12 protein-coding genes, 1 tRNA gene and 1 pseudogene are annotated in these 14,890 nt (G+C 69.8%); 10 read left to right on the top strand and 4 right to left on the bottom strand.

The features are described 5' to 3' along the window. Positions 1-78: 78 nt before the first annotated feature. Both AC1DOP_RS00070 and AC1DOP_RS00065 read right to left on the bottom strand, forming a co-directional pair. Positions 79-726, bottom strand: a complete 648-nt coding sequence (locus AC1DOP_RS00070) for a hemerythrin domain-containing protein (protein ID WP_442124659.1) — start codon at positions 724-726, stop codon at positions 79-81. A gap of 224 nt (positions 727-950) precedes the next feature. Next, positions 951-2,186: a winged helix-turn-helix domain-containing protein gene (locus AC1DOP_RS00065; protein ID WP_442124658.1), complete on the bottom strand. Its 1,236-nt coding sequence runs from the start codon at positions 2,184-2,186 to the stop codon at positions 951-953. Positions 2,187-2,304: 118 nt separating this feature from the next. Between AC1DOP_RS00065 and AC1DOP_RS00060 the strand changes: the two genes are divergently transcribed. The 9 genes from AC1DOP_RS00060 (at position 2,305) to AC1DOP_RS00020 (ending at position 12,668) form a co-directional block, all read left to right on the top strand. After that, positions 2,305-3,567, top strand: a complete 1,263-nt coding sequence (locus AC1DOP_RS00060) for an exonuclease SbcCD subunit D C-terminal domain-containing protein (protein ID WP_477248965.1) — start codon at positions 2,305-2,307, stop codon at positions 3,565-3,567. Beyond that, positions 3,564-7,349 carry an AAA family ATPase gene (locus AC1DOP_RS00055; RefSeq protein WP_477248963.1) on the top strand — a complete coding sequence of 1,262 codons (3,786 nt, stop codon included), beginning with the start codon at positions 3,564-3,566 and terminating at the stop codon, positions 7,347-7,349. Before AC1DOP_RS00060 ends, AC1DOP_RS00055 begins: the two co-directional genes overlap by 4 nt. Before the next feature lie 105 nt (positions 7,350-7,454). Next, a complete protein-coding gene (locus tag AC1DOP_RS00050) occupies positions 7,455-7,667 on the top strand; it encodes a hypothetical protein (RefSeq protein WP_198119358.1) in 213 nt (70 codons plus the stop codon). A 10-nt stretch (positions 7,668-7,677) separates the two neighbouring features. After that, positions 7,678-8,853: a methyltransferase gene (locus AC1DOP_RS00045; protein ID WP_442124655.1), complete on the top strand. Its 1,176-nt coding sequence runs from the start codon at positions 7,678-7,680 to the stop codon at positions 8,851-8,853. A gap of 10 nt (positions 8,854-8,863) precedes the next feature. Further along, a tRNA-Met gene (locus tag AC1DOP_RS00040) sits at positions 8,864-8,940 on the top strand. Between the two features lie 63 nt (positions 8,941-9,003). Then, entirely contained in the window at positions 9,004-9,243 is a 240-nt protein-coding gene (locus AC1DOP_RS00035) for a hypothetical protein (RefSeq protein WP_442124654.1), read from the top strand. A 115-nt stretch (positions 9,244-9,358) separates the two neighbouring features. Further along, positions 9,359-10,768 (top strand): ATP-dependent RNA helicase DbpA, encoded by a 1,410-nt coding sequence (gene dbpA, locus AC1DOP_RS00030; protein WP_442124653.1) that lies wholly within the window; start codon positions 9,359-9,361, stop codon positions 10,766-10,768. Positions 10,769-10,902: 134 nt separating this feature from the next. Beyond that, positions 10,903-12,114, top strand: coding sequence for a serine/threonine-protein kinase (locus AC1DOP_RS00025; protein ID WP_442124652.1), 1,212 nt, complete (start codon positions 10,903-10,905; stop codon positions 12,112-12,114). Positions 12,115-12,128: 14 nt separating this feature from the next. After that, entirely contained in the window at positions 12,129-12,668 is a 540-nt protein-coding gene (locus AC1DOP_RS00020; protein ID WP_477248959.1) for a TssQ family T6SS-associated lipoprotein, read from the top strand. A gap of 1 nt (position 12,669) precedes the next feature. Here the strand turns inward: AC1DOP_RS00020 and AC1DOP_RS00015 are convergent, their stop codons facing one another. After that, positions 12,670-13,113, bottom strand: coding sequence for a GNAT family N-acetyltransferase (locus AC1DOP_RS00015; protein WP_442124650.1), 444 nt, complete (start codon positions 13,111-13,113; stop codon positions 12,670-12,672). Between the two features lie 217 nt (positions 13,114-13,330). On the opposite strand from AC1DOP_RS00015, the gene AC1DOP_RS00010 reads away from it, so the two are divergent. Then, the gene (locus tag AC1DOP_RS00010) at positions 13,331-14,617 is read left to right on the top strand and encodes an FAD-dependent oxidoreductase (RefSeq protein WP_477248956.1); all 1,287 of its coding nucleotides are present in this window, start codon (positions 13,331-13,333) and stop codon (positions 14,615-14,617) included. A 15-nt stretch (positions 14,618-14,632) separates the two neighbouring features. Here the strand turns inward: AC1DOP_RS00010 and AC1DOP_RS00005 are convergent. Further along, positions 14,633-14,890: pseudogene (locus AC1DOP_RS00005) on the bottom strand (hypothetical protein); the annotation flags it as partial.

Here is a 14,890-nt window from a genome sequence, read left to right as displayed (position 1 = left end):
CAAAATCGCCATCATAACAAAACCCTGATGGCCTCGCGCCACCGGACTGGCGCGTGCGGTCCGCCGCCCGGCCAGGCTTCAGTGCAGCAGCGACAGCATGGCGTGGCGCCGCCCGAATTCCGGCCCCGGCCCGTCGTGTCCATGCCCGTGCGGCTCGTACAGGGGATGGCGGGCTTCCACCGCCTCCGGCCGTCCGCGTCCGCGTCCGTGCCTGACCTCCCCGCGACGCTCGCGGGCGACGGCGTCGTGGGCCAGCATCTGGTTGGCGATCGCGAACCAGGCCTCGCCGCGCACCAGGCTGCGCGCCAGCGGGAACAGTTCGTGTTCCTCGCGCTCGAGGCGGCAGCGCAGGGCCGCGATGCAGCGCTCGACGGCTTCGCAAAAGCCGCCGCGGTCGACACCGCGCGCGCCGGCGTCGACGCAGCCTTCGGCCGCCGCCAGCGAGTCGATGGCGGCCTGGCTGAGCTGTTCGAGGTCGAGCAGCAGGCCGTCGGCGGCCTCGGTGGCGCGGCGCAGGGCCGGCACCAGGAACTTGTCCAGCTTGCGCCAGTGGCAATCGTCCACCACCTGGCGCAGCCCGGCGCACAACCGGGCCGTCTGGGAGGGTATGAGGATGCCGTCATCGTCCGGCAGGGAATGCAGCTCGCGCGCAAGCGACTGCAGCGCCGAGCGAACGGTGGTCTGCTCCACGGACAAGGCAACGAGGGTGTAAGTTGACGTCAGCATTCGGTCTCCGCTCAGTTTTTCGCCGACACAAAGCTCAGCCTGACCGGCAAGGTCGAGCAGGAAGCTTCGATGGGAGGCGTATGTTTTGAACAGGCCTGCAGGAAGGGGTGTCCCGTATCGTTGTTCATCGGCCTGAAAGAGCACCTAGTGTACGGACGGGTTTTGGAGGCGGGTTTGATCTGGCTCAAACGGCACCCGCCTCTGAACAGCACGGCAGGAAGACTTCAGGCAGCGATACTCTCGGGCAAGAAAAATATCGCGCGCAGCTGCGCCGCCACCTCGTCGGGATCGCTGCGCCCCACCTCGACCGCCGGACAGCCATGCCAGCGTGCGCAGCGCGCCACCGCGGCAGCCAGGTCGCGCAGCAGGCGCTCGCTCGGCCGCACGCCGGGCTCCAGCGCCACCGATTTCAGTTCGAACACGCCGGCCGCGCGGTGCGCCTTGGCGTCGATGCGCCCGATGAGCTGGCCGCGGCGCAGCACCGGCAGCGTGAAATAGCCGTACTGCCGCTTCTCCGCCGGGGTGTAGCACTCGAGACGGTAGTCGAAGCCGAACAGTTCCAGCGCGCGGCGGCGGTCCCAGACGATGGGGTCGAAGGGCGACAGCAAGGTGGTCACGGTCGGATTCAGGCGCCCCGCCGCAGCCTCCTCCAGCAGCGCCGCATGGTCGGGATGCACGAACACCGGATCCTTCCAGCCATCGACGCGGGCGCGCAGCAGCAGGCCCTCGTCCGCCAGCGCCTGCGGCGCCACGTGCGGCGCGCGGGTGCGGTGGTAATCCGGGACCCAGGCCGCCCTGGCCAGCCCCAGCGCCTTCACCGCGCGCAGCACGAATTCGCGCCTGACTTCTTCGATGGCGGGCGCGCGGCTGTCGTCCCAGCCGGGCAGCACGCGCTCGGCCAGGTCGTAGACGCGATGGAAATTCTGGCGCCGCGCCACCATCACCTTGCCGGCTGTGAACAGGGCTTCCAGCGATCGCTTCTCGGGCTTCCACTCCCACCAGCCGCCGCTCTTGCCGTCCGTGCGCTCGAAGTCGGCCGCCCGCGTCGCGCCATTGAGGCGGATGTGCTCGAGTACCCTGTCGACCTGCTCGGCATGCCCCTTCATCCAGGACGCGCCGGACTTCCAGCCCATCGAATGCGGGTCGAGCATCCGGTGGCGGTACAGGCCATAATCCTCGATCGGAACGAAGCAGGCTTCGTGGGCCCAGTATTCGAACAGTTTGCCTTCGGCCAGCAAGGTTTCGAGCCAGACCGGATCGTAGTCGCCCAGGCGGCTCCACAGCACCAGATAGGGGCTGCGCGCGACCACGCTGATGGTGTCGATCTGCAGCACGCCCATGCGGCGGATGGCGGCCAGCACGTCGTCCCTGGTGGCGCGGGCGCGGCGGGGCTGCAGCATGGCCTGGGCCGCGAGGTGTAGGGCGCGCGCGGCGCCGATGCCAAGAGTAAGTTCGCTCATTCGCCCATTTTATTTGAGCTATTGCCATGTTGCTCATCCGTCGTAGAACTTTTGTCAGCGCCACACTGTCTGCGCTATAGTGAGCGCCCTGGCTCACCCACCTTCCTGTAAGACATCCATGCGGCTGCTGCACACTTCCGACTGGCACCTCGGCCAGACCCTGCACAACTTCGACCGGACCTACGAACACCAGCGCTTCCTCGACTGGCTGCTCGACACCATCGTCGCCGAGCAGGTGGATGCCTTGCTGATCGCGGGCGACATCTTCGACAACTCGAACCCGTCGGCCGCCTCGCAGCGCCAGCTCTACCGCTTCCTGCAGCAGGCGCGCGCCAAGTCGCCGCAGCTCGACATCGTCATCATCGCCGGCAACCACGATTCGCCGGGCCGCCTGGAAGCGCCCGGTCCCCTGCTCGAGGCCCATGGCACCAGGGTGGTCGGCCACGTGCTGCGCGATGCCGAAGGCAGCATCGACGTCGAGCGCATAGTGGTGCCGCTGACCGGCCGCGATGGCGCGGTCAAGGCCTGGTGCGTGGCGATCCCCTTCCTGCGTCCGGGCGACGTGCCGCGCATCGAGGCCGCCGAGCGCGAAGGCGACAATCCTGCCGTCGACGCCTACCTGTCCGGCATCGCCCTGCTCTACCAGCGGGCCTATGAGCTGGCGCGCAGCCGCTGTTCGAACGGCGAGGCCATCCTGGCGATGGGCCACTGCCACATGACCGGCGGCGATTCCTCGCCGGATTCCGAGCGCCGCATCCTGATCGGCGGCACCGAAGCCCTGCCCGCGTCCATGTTCGACCCCAGCATCGCCTACGCCGCCCTGGGCCACCTGCACCTGGCGCAGAAGGTCGGCAAGCAGGACCACCTGCGCTACTGCGGCAGCCCGCTGCCGCTCTCCTTCGCCGAAATCGGCTACCAGCACCAGGTGCTGCGCATCGACCTCGACGGCGGCAAGGCCAAGGACATCGTGCCGCTGCCGGTGCCGCGCGCGGTCGAACTGCTGCGCGTGCCGGCCCAGCCGGCGCCCCTGAAACAGGTGATCGCGGAACTGGTCGGCCTCGACCTGCCCGAGCTTCCGCTGCACGAACAGCCCTACCTGGAAGTCCGCGTGCTGCTGGACGGTCCCGAACCCAGCCTGCGCGCCCAGGTCGAGGCGGCACTGGAAGGCAAGCCGGTGCGCCTGGCGAAGATCGAGCCGACCCGCAAGGTCGTCACCGCCGCCGGCATCGACGCCGCCCTCAGCCTCGACCAGCTGGCCCAGCTGCAGCCGGACGACATCTTCAGGCGGCTATGGCAGCAGCGCTTCGGCGACGATGCGCCGGCCGACCAGCTGGCCGCCTTCGCCGAACTGCTCGGTGCCGACGGCCTGGAGGGCGCATGAAGATCCTGCGCATCGGCGGCAAGAACCTGGCCTCGCTGGCCGGCGAATTCGAGGTCGACTTCGACAGGGAACCGCTGGCATCGAGCGGCCTGTTCGCGATCAGCGGCCCGACCGGCGCCGGCAAGAGCACCCTGCTGGACGCCCTCTGCCTGGCCCTGTACGACGCCACGCCGCGCCTGATCAAGGGCCCGCGCGCCGGCAACTTCCTGCCCGACGTCGGCGATGACGTGCTGTCGGTGCAGGACCGCCGGACACTCCTTCGCCGCGGCACCGCCGAAGCCTATGCCGAAGTCGACTTCGTCGGCAACGACGAGGGCCGCTACCGCGCGCGCTGGAGCGTGCGCCGTTCGCGCAACCGCGCCGCCGGCGCCCTGCAGCCCGTCGCCATGAGCCTGCAGCGCCTGCCGGACCTGCAGCCGGTCGGCGGCACCAAGACCGAGGTGCTGGGCGAGATCGAGCGCCGCATCGGCCTCTCCTTCGAACAGTTCACGCGCTCGGTGCTGCTGGCCCAGAACGAGTTCTCGGCATTCCTGCGCACCGACGAGAACGAGCGCGGCGAACTGCTCGAGACCCTGACCGGCAGCACGGTCTACGGCGAGATCTCGCGCCGCGCCTTCGAACGCTGGCGCCAGGAACAGGAAGCGATGCGCCGGCTGAGCTCGCGCCTGCAGGACCAGGCCCCGCTGGCGCCCGCGGAGCGCGAAGCCCTCGAAGAGCAGCATGCCCAGGCCAGCCAGCAACTGGCCGACGTCGACATGCGCCGCGCCGCACTGGAAGAACACCTGCGCTGGCACCAGGAGCTGGCGCGCCTGAAAGCCGCGGAGACCGCCGCCGACGGCCTGCTCGCCGCCGCAAACGCCGAGCTGGATGCGGCGGGCGAGCGGCGCCGGCGCCTGGCCACGCTGGACGCGGTGCAGCCGGCGCGCCCGCTGATGGCCGACCTGGCGCGCCTGGCCGACGAGCAGCGCCAGGCCCAGTCCCAGCTGGCGGCCGGCGAACAGGAACTGGCGCGTGCGCTGACGGCCCAGCAGGAAGCCTTGCGCGGCCAGATGGAAGCCGAACGCAAGCTGGAAGCGGCCGAGGATGCCCAGCGCGCCGCCGCGCCGCAACTGGACCGCGCCAAGGCCCTGGACGCGACCCTGGACACCCTGGTGCCGGCCCACGCCAAGGCGCGCTCGGCGCATGAGGAAGCGGTCGCCGAAGCGCAGAAGGCCGAAGCGGCGCGCCAGGCCAAGACCCAGGAACTGGCCGCCGCCCGCCAGACCCTGCAGGACACCTCCGCCTGGCTCGAAGCCCAGCACCGGCTGGAAGGCCTGGCCGGCCAGTGGACGCGCTGGGAACAGCGCCTTGCCCAGGCCGAGGATGCCGCGCGCCTCGATGCGCAATCCGCGACCGCGCTGCAGGAAGCCAGGGCCGGTGCCGAACAGGCCGCCGGCGCCGCCCAGCGCACCGCCGTCGCGCTCGAGGCCGCGACCGCGCTGCTGGCCACCCGCGACGCCGCGCGCCGCACGGCCGCCGAGGAACTGGCCGCGATCAACGCCGATGCCCTGCGCGACGAACGCCGCCGCCTGGACGCGCGCCGCGAGCGCCTGGCATCGCTGGAACAGACCTGGAATGCGCTGGGCAGCGCCCGCCAGCGCCTGACCGAACTCGATGCCGGCTCGCAGCAGGCCAATCAGGCCCGCGCCGCCGCCCGGGAAGCGCTGGACGCCGCGCGCGCATCCGGCATCGCCCTCGACGCCCAGGTGGGCCAGGCCGAGCGCCTGCTGAAGGGCGCCCAGCTGGCCTGCGCCGACGGCGTCGAGAGCCTGCGCGCGACCCTGGTCGACGGCGATCCCTGCCCGGTCTGCGGCGCCGAGGACCACCCCTACCGCCACCAGGACGAGCGCCTGCACGCGGTGCTGGCGAACCTGTCCGAGGAACTCGCCGTGCGCCGCCGCGAGCAGCGCGACAACCTGAACCTGCAGGCCGAACAGCGCGCCGCCTTCGAGGCCGCCGGCGACAGGATCGCGCAGCTCGGCCGCGAACGCGAAGGCCTCGCCGCCAGCGTCGCCCAGCTGGAAGAAGAATGGCGCGACAGCGCATTGGCCGCGGAGGCGCCGGAAACGGTCCGCAGCGCCTGGTTTGCCGAGCAGTCGACCCGGCTGCGCGCCGATTTCCAGGTGCTGGAAGCACGCGACCAGGCGCTCGGCCGGGCGCGGCTGGCGCGCGACGCCGCCCAGCAGGCCTGGGACCAGACCAATGCCGAGCATGCCCGGCAACTCGCGGCGGCGCAGCAGGCCCAGGGCCAGCTGGCGAAGCTGGATGCCGACATCGCCGGCCTGGCCGCGCGGCGCGAAGCCGCGGCCGGCAGCTTGTCCGCCCTGCTGGCGGAACTCGATCCGGTATTCAGCGAGGCCTGCGGCGACGGCTGGCAGGACCAGTGGCGCCGCGATCCGGCTGGCTGGCGCAAGGCGCGTGCGGCCCAGGCCGGGGAATGGCTGGAGCGCTCGAACCATCGCTCGCGGCTCACCGCCGGCATCGAGACCCTCGCCGCCGGACAGGCGGGACTGGAGGAACGCGCGGCGCAAGCCCTGCGCCAGCGCGACGCCACGCGCCAGGAATTCGAACGCATCGACGCCGCACTGCGCGAACGCCGCCAGGAACGCGCCCTGCTCTTCGACGGCCGCAAGGCGCTCGATGTCGAGCAGTCCCTGGCCGCCGCGGTGACGGCGGCGCGCCAGTCGCTGGCGGCCTGCCAGGCGGCCAGCCTGCAGGCGGCCCAGCTCGAGGCGCGGGTGCGCGCCACCCAGACCCAGGCCTTGGGCCGCATCGCCGACCTGCAGGGCGCTTCAAGCGATGCCGCCACCCGCCTGGCGCAGTGGATCGAGGACTTCGCCGGCAGCAGCCCCGAACTGGAGCCGGTGGAGAACGAACAGCAGCTGGCCGCCCTGCTGGCGGTGGGCAGCGCCCGCATCGCCCAGGAGCGCGCCGCCCTGCTCGAACTGGACAGCCGCGCGCGCCAGGCAGCCGCGGTGCTGGCCGAGCGGCGCAGCCAGCGCGAGCAGCACCAGGGCCAGCGGGCCGCCCTGCCCGCGGCGGCCATGCCCGATGCGGCCGAAGCCCCGCCGGATGCCGAGGCGCTGGCGCGCCTGCTCGACGGCGTGCAGGCCGAGCGCCGCGCCGTCCACGAAACGGCCGCCGGCCTGGCGGTGCGCATCCGCGAGGACGAGCAGCGCCGCGCACGCGCGCAGTCGATGATGGCCGAGATCGAACGCCAGCGCGCCATCGAGGAACGCTGGGCCAGGATGGCGGAGCTGATCGGCTCGGCCGACGGCAAGAAATTCCGCAACTACGCCCAGCAGTTCACGCTCGACGTCCTGCTCGGCTACGCCAACATCCACCTGTCCCAGCTGGCGCGCCGCTACCGCCTGGAGCGCGTCGCCAGCCAGGCCGGCCCCTCGCTGGCGCTGATGGTGCGCGACCAGGACATGGGCGGCGAGATCCGCTCGGTGAACTCGCTGTCCGGCGGCGAATCCTTCCTGGTCTCGCTGGCCCTGGCGCTGGGCCTGGCCTCGCTGTCGTCGAACCGGGTGAAGGTGGAATCGCTGTTCATCGACGAAGGCTTCGGCAGCCTGGACAGCGATACGCTCGGCGTGGCCATGGATGCGCTGGACACCCTGCAATCGCAGGGCCGCAAGGTGGGCGTGATCTCGCACGTGCAGGAGATGACGGAGCGGATTTCGACCAAGGTGCTGGTGCGGCCGGCTGGCGGGGGTAGCAGCGCAGTCACCGTGCAATGAGGTGTGCAATGAGCGGTGCTAAAATGCGCCACTTTCCTGAGCACGTCGTTCCCGCGAAGGCGGGAACGACGTGCTCAAAGCTAACAATCGAGTCCTTAATCCATCATGTCCAAACCCGCCCGCTTCCTGACCTTCAAGTGCGCCAAATGCGCCAAGCCGGTCAAGGTCACCCTGCAGAAAGTCTCGGCCTGCTCGCATATCCAGCCCTACCAGGGCATCTGCGAATGCGGCGAGATCAAGCGCCACGCCACCGGCAATCCGGATGCCGTGAAGTCCTACGTCGAGTCGAACGAACTCCACTGGCACCATCACCACTGATCGGCCGCCCTTGAACAACGAACGCATCCACTGGATCGAAAACGGCGAAGAGCGGCAGGCAGCGTGGCGCTCGGAGAGCGGCTGGCCGGCGCCGAAGAAGGTCGTGCTGGCCGACGACACCATGAACGCCGACACCGCCTACCGCCTGGCGCTCGAAGGCACCGGCCTGCTGTGGCGCGGCGACTTCCAGAATGCGCGCCAGCTGCTGCAGGCGCTGGTGCGCCGCATCGAGCACAAGGGCAGCCGCAACAAGAGCTCCAAAGCGCGCGCCAAGGCCGCCGCCAAGCCGGCGACGCTCACCGAACAGTTCCACCGCCACCGCCTGGCCCAGCTGCAGCGCGCCCGCACCCTGGCGATGCTGCTGATTCCCTTCGAGGCCGATTATTCGATCCCGCTGCGCCGCGCGCCCGATGTGGTCGAGGCCTGCCTTGAAGCTTATGGCGCCGGCAGTGAAGCCTTCGTCGCCTCGCTGCGCGAACTGCTGGGCGTGATCGGCGCCCACGAATGGCGCAGGAAGGGCGTGTTCATCCCGGCCCTCGACGAGCGCATCCATCCCTGGTACGGCGTGTTCTCGCCGGTGCGCGGCGAATACGTCGAGCTGGTCGCGCAGGCGCCCCTGCCGGCGGGTGCGACGCTGGCCTTCGACATCGGCGCCGGTACCGGCGTGCTGTCGGCGGTGCTGGCGCATCGCGGCCTGCAGGGCGTGATCGCGACCGACATGGACGAGCGCGCGCTCGGCTGCGCGCGCGCCAACGTCGAGCGCCTGGGCCTGCAGGGCCAGGTCGAGGTGGTGAAGGCCGACCTGTTTCCGCAGGGCCGCGCCAAGCTGGTGGTGTGCAATCCGCCCTGGCTGCCGGGCAAGCCGAGTTCCTCGATCGAGTACGCGGTCTACGATCCGGACAGCCGCATGCTGCGCGGCTTCCTGGCGGGCCTGAAGGAGCACCTGCTCGAAGGCGGCGAAGGCTGGCTGATCCTGTCCGACCTGGCCGAGCACCTGGGCCTGCGTTCGCGCGAGCAGCTGCTGGGCTGGATCGCGGACGCCGGCCTGGCGGTCGCGGGCCGCCACGACATCCGCCCCGTGCATCCGAAGGCCAGCGATCCGGACGACCCGCTGGCGGCCGCCCGCATGCGCGAAGTGACCTCACTGTGGCGGATTTGCACTTCTGGCCCGGAAGCGATACAATAGCATTCTCAGACGCGGGGTGGAGCAGTCTGGCAGCTCGTCGGGCTCATAACCCGAAGGTCACAGGTTCAAATCCTGTCCCCGCAACCAAATACTGTACGACAGAAGCCCGACTCTTGAGCCGGGCTTTTGTTTTCTGGGCCAGCGCAGCGCATGAGAGACAAGAAAGACAACGCCACCTTCGACTTGCCGGGCTTCGAGCCGGCCGGCCCGGGCGAGGCCCTTGCTCCCGAACCCAAGCGCCCCGTCCCACGCAGCCGCCGCACCGCGCTCAAGCAGGAACAGATTCCGCTGATGGACCTGGGCGAGGTGGACGCCACCGGCCTGCCGGTCTGGAAGTCCGATCCGGATCTGGATCTGACCGGTTTGCCGGTTTGGAAGCCGGCGGCGTAAGCTGCACACGCTGGCACGTCGCTCCCGCGAAAGCGGGAAGCCATTTCGGGCAGTGCCCGGAATGACGGTGCATACTTTGCCGTTCTAATTTTCGTCCTCATCACGCCACGGTCTTATGTCCGACACCTCCTTCGCCTCCCTCCAGCTAGCCGCCCCCTTCCTCGCCAACCTGACCCAGCTCGGCTACCACGACATGACCCCGGTCCAGGCCGCGACCCTGCCGCTGGCGCTGGCCGGGCGCGACCTGATCGCGCAGGCGAAGACCGGCAGCGGCAAGACCGCCGCCTTCGGCATCGGCATGCTGCTCAGGCTGAATCCGGCGCTGTTCGCGGTGCAGGGCCTGGTGATGTGCCCGACGCGCGAGCTGGCCGACCAGGTGGCGAACGAGCTGCGCCGGCTGGCGCGCGGGATCGGCAACGTGAAGGTCGTGGTGCTCACCGGCGGCGTGCCGATGCGGCCGCAGATCGCGACCCTGGAATTCGGCGCCCACATCGTGGTCGGCACCCCGGGCCGCATCCTCGATCACCTGGGCAAGGGCACCCTCGACCTGGCGCGCCTGCGCACCCTGGTGCTGGACGAAGCCGACCGGATGACCGACATGGGTTTCTACGACGACATCGCGGCCATCGTGCGCGCCTGTCCCTCGCATCGCCAGACCCTGCTGTTCTCGGCCACCTATCCGGACGATATCCGCGAAGCCACCGCGCGCTTCCTGAACCAGCCGGAAGAAGTGCTGGTCGAGAGCCGCCACGAACCCGTCCGCATCGCCCAGCGTTTCTATGAGATCGGCTTCGACGGCCGCCTGGAAGCGGCGGCGCGCCTGCTGGCCCACTTCCGCCCGGCGTCGGCCATCCTGTTCTGCAATACCAAGGCGCGCTGCCGCGAGCTGGCCGACTACCTGCGCGAGCAGGGCTGGTCGGCGCGCGCGCTGTACGGCGAGATGGAGCAGCGCGACCGCGACGAGACCCTGGCCCTGTTCGCCAACCGCAGCTGCGCGGTGCTGTGCGCCACCGATGTCGCCGCGCGCGGCATCGACGTCGCCGGCCTGGAAGCCGTGATCAACGTCGACGTCTCGAAGGATCCGGAAGTGCACGTGCACCGGATCGGCCGCACCGGACGCGCGGGCGAATCGGGCGAAGCCCTGACCCTCGCCGCGCCGAACGAAAGGAAATGGGTCAAGCTGATCGAGGAATACCAGCAGCTCGATGCCGAATGGCATCCGCTGGCCGAACTCGGCGACGACACCTACCCCGACGGTCCGGCGCCGATGATGACGCTCGCCATTGCCGGCGGCAAGAAGGACAAGCTGCGTCCCGGCGACCTGCTGGGCGCCCTCACCGGCGACGCCGGCCTCCACAAGGACCAGGTCGGCAAGATCCAGATCGGCGAATTCTTCAGCTACGTGGCGCTGGACCGCAGGATCGCCGAGGACGCTTTCGCGCGCCTGAATGGCGGCAATCCGCTCGGCCCGGAGTTCGGCACTGTCAAGGGCCGCAGCTTCAAGATGCGCTTTATCGAAGTGTAATGCGCGAAGTGTGATGCGTGAAGTCCGATACTGCTGAGTTGTAACCGGGCGTAACAGGCGCGCACGGTTGAGGGCAGCGCGGGGCATCGTCCGCGTAAATCTGGCATGATTTGCTACAAATATGGGTTAGCAAAATGACCAGAACACTCATCATCGGACCCGAGCAGCAGCGCCTCGAAGGCCGCACCGTCAGGGACATCGTCGAGCACGATCCCGCGCAGGTCAACGAGGTCTGGTGCCGCAAGATCTTCCGCCAGCTGCTGCAGTCGCTCGAACTGCAGTACGCGATGCGCATGCCGCACCGGGCGATCACTCCCGACACCGTTGTCTTCCACGACAACGGCGAGCCCTTGCTGATTCCCACCGAACTCGACGACGTCCAGGACGAAGCGGCCGACCTGACCGCGCTGGCGCGGGTGGTGCACTTCGCGATCACGCGCGAGCTGGCGCCCACCGGTCCGCTGCAAGGCCGCGCGCCGGAAGGCTACAGCGATTCCCTGATCACCGCGGTCGACCGCTGCATGTCGAGCGATCCTGCCGAACGCCCGCGCAGCATCGACGAGCTGCGCCACATCCTTGGCATCGTGTCGCTCGGCCCGGCGATGCCGGCCGCGCCGGCCGTCGCGCCGGCGCCCGCGACGATGCCCTTCCGGCCCATCACGCCCTTGCAGCCCGACGCCGATGTGCCGGCGGCCGCCCGCAAGCCCCTGCCGGCCATCCCCGTGCCGGACGACAGCCCGCCCTCCTTCATGCGCGAGGGCGGCGCTACGCGCCTCGGCGGGCTGTCGCGCTGGCAGCGCTGGGCCCTCGCCGGCGGCGGCGGCGCCTTCCTGGTCGCCGTCGCGCTGGCCCTCTTCGCGGAACTGCGCGACTCCGGCTCCTACGACCATATCGTGCTGACCCTGCCGCAGACCGGCGAACAGGCGCATCGGGACGCGGCCTCGGCGCCGCCACCGCTGGCGCAGGCCGAGCCGCATGCGCCGGCTTCCGATGCGACGGCATCGGCACCGGCGCCGGCCGAAGCCGCGGAGCCGGCGCCCGCAGCCATGCCGCCAGCCGCATTCACGCCGGCGCCCGCCGCCCCCGGCGTCCTTGCCGCACCGGCACAGCCGCAGGCGGGACCTGCCGCTTCCGCCACTTACAAGCTGGCGATCAAGCCCTGGGGCGTGGTCTACGTGGACGGCGTCGACCGCGGCGTCAGCCCGCCGGTCAAGCGCCTGACGCTCACGCCTGGCAAGCACACGATCCGCGTCGCTAACCCGAATTTCCACGACCGCGTGCTCGAAGTCGATACCGGCGCCGGCAGCGGCCAGATCGCCGTCGATTTCAGCGACGCTCCCCGGTGAGCAGACATCCATCCATGACCAAGCAGCGACTCCACCTCCTCGTCCTCGCCACCGCCGGCGCCATGCTGCTCGGCGGCTGCGCCGAGTTCCCGATCTTCGACCAGAAACAGGCCCGCACGCCTTCGCATCCGAAAGCCGCCGCGCCCAAGGCCCCGGCCACAGTGGAGCGCGAGCGCAGCGATACACTGCCGCCGGCGCGCGACAGCGCCGGCCGCATGCGCGACCGCGACGGTGACGGCATCCCCGACGCACCGAAGGAAGCGAACGGCCTGCGCGAAGGCATCCGTTTGTACAACGAGGGAGATTTCAATGGGGCGATCCGGCGCCTGTCGGCGCGCGACGTCAACAACGGCCCGTTGCCGGCGCGGCTGACGGCGCTGAAATACCTGGCCTTCAGCTATTGCGTGACCTCGCGGCCCTCGCTGTGCCGCCAGGCCTTCGACCGGGCGCTGCGCCTGGATCCTTCCTTCGACCTGGCGCCCGGCGAACACGGCCACCCGCTGTGGGGCCCGGTCTTCACCAGGGCCAAGCAGGCTGCCGTAGCGTCGCGCTGAATCAGAAGGGCAGCACCCTGCGCTGCGGCCGGATTTCCTTCTTCAGGAAACCGGCGATCAGCGGATCGGCGACGAAGTCGAGCTTCTCGTAAAAGGCGCGGTTGTGGTCCATCGGCTGCAGCAGCACGCGCGGAATGCCCAGACCCAGGCAGTGCTGTTCGATCTGCTTCATGAGCCATTCGCCGATGCCGCGGCCGCGGTGGGCGTTCAGGACGATCAGGTCGGACACGAAACAGAATTGCGGTGGCGCCAGCTCGAGGCGGGCAATGGCAACCCTCTTCTTTCCCGACTCGACCGTGACCCACTGGACCAGGCCGCCCATTCCGCCGGCATTGGCGGAAGCGGAAGTGTCGCGGTTGCTCCAGCCTGCGTCTTTGCGGAATGCCAGCAAGACCTTGTCGGGCAGCGGAGCGCTCAGGGGGCGGAAGGTGAGAGAAGGTTGCATAGGAGAATGTTTGTTAACTCCTCCCAGCTTAGAACGGCTATACCCGCCACGCGAGCGCGGGAATGTAAAACAATCAGCTTAATTGTAAGTAGATGTTACCAAATATAATTACAGTATTTACAACAGGCGAGCTTTCCCCGTGCACGTCCGTATAAAGAGGTGCTAGCATGCCGGTCTGCCGTTCCGGCCCAGCCCCCAGCCCTCATCCAGCCGACACATGCCTCCCCTTCCCCGCTCTTCATTCGATGCGATCGTCGTCGGCACCGGTCCGGGTGGCGCCAGCGTGGCGCGCGAACTCGCCGCCAACGGGGCTTCGGTACTGATGCTGGAACAGGGCGGCGCCGAGCCGCTCGAGGGTACGCTCGGGCAGATGGCGGCCATGGCCGCGGTGCCGGGCAAGGGCGCCTTCATCCACCGCGATGCCTCGCTGCTGGTGCGTGCGATCACCCTGGGCGGTACCTCGGCCATCAATTTCGCCACCGCGGCCCCACCGCCTGCGGCCATGTTCGCGGCCCACGGCATCGACCTGGCGCCGGCGCTCGCGGAGCTGCGCGCCGAGCTGCCGATGGCGCCCCTGCCCGACAGCCTGGTCGGCCCGATGGCGGCGCGCATCATGACGGCGGCGCGGGAGCGTGGCCTGCCCTGGCACAAGCTCGACAAGCTGATCCGCCCGCAAGCCTGCCGCACCGGCTGCTGGCGCTGCGTGACCGGCTGCCCCTACGGCGCCAAGTGGACGGCCCGCGATTTCGTCGACGAGGCCCGGCGTCACGGCGCCATGCTGCGCGAGCGCGCGCGGGTGGAAAGGGTGCTGGTCGAGGATGGACGCGCGGTGGGCGTGGAAGCCACGATCGCCGGCGAAAGACAGCAGCTGCGCGCCGGCCTCGTGGTGCTGGCCGCCGGCGGCATCGGCAGCCCGCGCCTGCTGCGCGCCTCAGGCTTGCTGGAGAAACCGGCCGCCTTCTTCAGCGACCCGGTGATCGCCGTGATGAGCAGCGTCGACGATATCGACGGTGGCGCCGAAGTGCCGATGGCCGCCGGCGCCAGCTGGCCCGAAGACGGCATCGCGCTGGCCGACCTGACCCTGCCGCAAGCCATGTACCAGGCTTTTGCCCTGCAGGCCGGACGCCTCGACCGCCTGCTGGCGCATCGCCGCACCCTCGGCATCATGGTCAAGATCCGCGACCAGGTCGGCGGCAGGATCGGCCGGCGCTGGGTCGACAAGACCCTGCAGCCGGCCGATCGCGAGAAATTCGACAAGGGCGTGGCCATCGCGCGCGGCATCCTGGAACAGGCCGGCGCCCATCACGTGTTCGCCAGCCACCACTTCGCCGCCCACCCGGGCGGCAGCCTGCGCATCGGCGAGCGGGTCGATGCCGGGCTGCGGACCGCCACGCCCGGCCTCTACGTCTGCGACGCTTCGGTGATCCCCGAGCCCTGGGGCCTGCCGCCGACGCTCACCCTGCTGGCGCTGGGCAAGCGCCTGGGCAAGGAACTGGCGAATTAGAAGGCGCTGTTCGCGCTAAGTGTTGAATCTGCCGAGCGCCGCTCTCAAAAAGGCGTCTGGACTGGCAATGCGCTGGCCATCCAGCGCCCAGCGCCAGCCGAAGTAGTGGTCCAGGTAACGGCTGGCGACGCCGCGGAAAGGCAGCAGCCAGGTGCGCATCCGGCTGTGATAGGCGTTCACGTTCTGGATGTGCAGCGCACCGCGCTTTCGTTCGCCGGCGCTCGCGTTGATGGCTTCATGCGAAATCCCGACCTCCCGCGCGAATGCCGGGTA

The sequence above is a fragment of the Massilia sp. 01N410 genome (assembly GCF_056399665.1).
This window is presented reverse-complemented; position numbering and strand designations above follow the sequence as displayed.

What these genes read in the sequence shown, in the direction of transcription:
- AC1DOP_RS00060 (WP_477248965.1), top strand. Translation starts at nt 2,305, where the DNA reads ATGCGGCTGCTGCACACTTCCGACTGGCACCTCGGCCAGACCCTGCAC.
- AC1DOP_RS00070 (WP_442124659.1), bottom strand. Translation starts at nt 726, where the DNA reads ATGCTGACGTCAACTTACACCCTCGTTGCCTTGTCCGTGGAGCAGACC.
- AC1DOP_RS00065 (WP_442124658.1), bottom strand. Translation starts at nt 2,186, where the DNA reads ATGAGCGAACTTACTCTTGGCATCGGCGCCGCGCGCGCCCTACACCTC.
- AC1DOP_RS00010 (WP_477248956.1), top strand. Translation starts at nt 13,331, where the DNA reads ATGCCTCCCCTTCCCCGCTCTTCATTCGATGCGATCGTCGTCGGCACC.
- AC1DOP_RS00055 (WP_477248963.1), top strand. Translation starts at nt 3,564, where the DNA reads ATGAAGATCCTGCGCATCGGCGGCAAGAACCTGGCCTCGCTGGCCGGC.
- AC1DOP_RS00025 (WP_442124652.1), top strand. Translation starts at nt 10,903, where the DNA reads ATGACCAGAACACTCATCATCGGACCCGAGCAGCAGCGCCTCGAAGGC.
- dbpA (WP_442124653.1), top strand. Translation starts at nt 9,359, where the DNA reads ATGTCCGACACCTCCTTCGCCTCCCTCCAGCTAGCCGCCCCCTTCCTC.
- AC1DOP_RS00020 (WP_477248959.1), top strand. Translation starts at nt 12,129, where the DNA reads ATGACCAAGCAGCGACTCCACCTCCTCGTCCTCGCCACCGCCGGCGCC.
- AC1DOP_RS00035 (WP_442124654.1), top strand. Translation starts at nt 9,004, where the DNA reads ATGAGAGACAAGAAAGACAACGCCACCTTCGACTTGCCGGGCTTCGAG.
- AC1DOP_RS00050 (WP_198119358.1), top strand. Translation starts at nt 7,455, where the DNA reads ATGTCCAAACCCGCCCGCTTCCTGACCTTCAAGTGCGCCAAATGCGCC.
- AC1DOP_RS00015 (WP_442124650.1), bottom strand. Translation starts at nt 13,113, where the DNA reads ATGCAACCTTCTCTCACCTTCCGCCCCCTGAGCGCTCCGCTGCCCGAC.